The sequence below is a fragment of the Neisseria sp. P0021.S006 genome (genome assembly GCF_051956895.1).
Genome location: NZ_JBQCWZ010000945.1, coordinates 1 through 568, shown reverse-complemented (window position 1 = coordinate 568; position 568 = coordinate 1). Strand labels below are relative to the sequence as shown.

Annotated in this window: 1 pseudogene; it reads left to right on the top strand. The window is 54.8% G+C overall.

Going from position 1 to position 568, the window contains the following annotated elements:
• Positions 1–568: pseudogene (locus ACTHUM_RS18055) on the top strand (DNA topoisomerase IV subunit B); the annotation flags it as partial.

The window sequence follows — 568 nt, the reverse complement described above, 5'->3', positions numbered from 1 at the left end:
CCCCGACCAACTCTTCGGCAACGCCGAAATCCATGATATTTCCGTTGCCATCGGCGTTGATCCGCATGGAATCAATGATAATCCCGACTTAAGCGGCCTGCGCTACGGCAAAATCGCCATCCTGTCCGATGCCGACGTGGACGGCTCGCATATTCAAGTTTTGCTGTTGACCCTGTTCTACCGCCACTTCCCGAAACTGGTTGCCGACGGACACATCTACGTCGCCCAGCCGCCGCTGTTCCGCGTCGATGTCAACGCACAAGGTAAGAGCAAACCTGCCCGCAAATTCTACGCCCTCGACCAAAACGAACTCGACAGCATTTTAGAGCGACTGCAAAAAGAAGGCGTTAAAGAAACTGCTTATTCTATCAGCCGTTTCAAAGGCTTGGGCGAGATGAACCCCGATCAGCTCAAAGACACCACCATGCACCCCGACACCCGCCGTCTGTTGCAGGTGCAAATCCCAGAAGGTGCAGATGACGAAACACGCGATATCTTCGTCAAACTGATGGGCAAAGGCGAAGCCGCCGCCCGCCGCGCATGGATGGAAAAAGAAGGCGATACGGCA